Origin of the sequence: Rhodococcus sp. ENV425 (assembly GCF_002887785.1) — a bacterium.
Lineage (GTDB): Bacteria > Actinomycetota > Actinomycetes > Mycobacteriales > Mycobacteriaceae > Rhodococcus > Rhodococcus aetherivorans.
Genome location: NZ_PCZU01000256.1, coordinates 3,535 through 4,775, shown reverse-complemented (window position 1 = coordinate 4,775; position 1,241 = coordinate 3,535). Strand labels below are relative to the sequence as shown.

At 75.0% G+C, this 1,241-nt stretch carries 1 protein-coding gene; it reads right to left on the bottom strand.

Annotation, left to right across the window (positions count from 1 at the left end):
• Positions 1–1,203: phosphoenolpyruvate carboxylase (locus CQZ88_RS22800; protein WP_146034363.1), on the bottom strand; the 1,203-nt coding region annotated here is incomplete at its 3' end.
• Between the last annotated feature and the right edge of the window lie 38 nt (positions 1,204–1,241).

The window sequence follows — 1,241 nt, the reverse complement described above, 5'->3', positions numbered from 1 at the left end:
CTGCCGCAGGTCGAGGGAGGCGAGGTGGAAGCCGAAGGCCTCGACGGCGCCGCGGACGTGCGCGAGCCGGTCGTCGGCGAGGGCGGCGCCGCCGCCGGCGCGCAGGGCGATGTCGAGGATGTCGAGGTCGGCGAGCAGGTCGGCGGGCGTGTCGTAGCCGGCCAGTGGGCTCGGCAGCGCGTGCGGGGGCGGTTCGTCCAGCAGTCGTGCCGCGGTGGCGGTCAGGCGGCCGCGGATGCCGCGCAGCGCGCGGCGGTACGGTTCGTCGGCGCGCGACGGGGCGTCGTCACCGGAGGCGTCGGCGAGCCGGCCGAGGTCGTCGGTGATGCGGACCAGGCGCGCGGACATCGACAGTTCCCGCTCGAGCTGTTCGAGCTCGGCGAGGTGGTGGCCGAGGGCGGTCGCGGCGGCCCGGTCGGTGGCGCGGTGGACGACCTCGGCGGTCACGTTGGGGTTGCCGTCGCGGTCGCCGCCGATCCAGGTTCCGGTGCGCACCAACGGGTCCGGCAGCAGGGGGACGCCGGGCCAGCGTTCGCGCAGGGCGCGCCGGACCTCGGCGTTGAGGGCCGGGACGACGCGGAACAGGGAGGCGTCGTAGTACCGCAGGCCGACCTCGATCTCGTCCTGGATGCGGAGGCGGGCGAGCCGGATGAGGGCGGTCTGCCACAGGGTGAGGATCTGCCGCCACAGCTGCAGGTCGATGTCGGAATGCTCGTCGGGCTCGGCGCGTTCGCGGCGGCGCATGAGGTCGGTGATGCGACTCTGCACGTCGAAGACGGTTCGGCGGCGGGTCTCGGTGGGGTGGGCGGTGATCACCGGGGAGACGAGGGCGCCGTCGAGCGCGGCGGCGACCTCGGCGGGGTCGAGTTCGGCGGCGTCGAGTTTGCGGTAGGTGGCGGCCAGCGAGCTGTCCTGTGCCGGTTCCCCGGCGCGCACGTGCACGGCGCGGCGGCGTTCGCGGTGCAGGTCCTCGGCGAGGTTCGCCAGCAGCGCGAAGTGGCTGAAGGCGCGGATGACGGGGAGGGTGTCGTCGGTGGGGACGTCGGCGAACATCGCCGCGACCTCGGCCCGGTCGATCTCGGAGCGGCGCACCCGGAAGCTCTCGACGCGGGCGCGTTCGACGAGGGCGAAGAGGTGCTCGCCGGCCTGTTCCCGGACGATGCGGCCCAGCATCCCGCCGAGCAGCCGGATGTCCTGGCGCAGGGGCTCGGTCGCGGAGCGGGACCCGGAGGGGTCGGCCG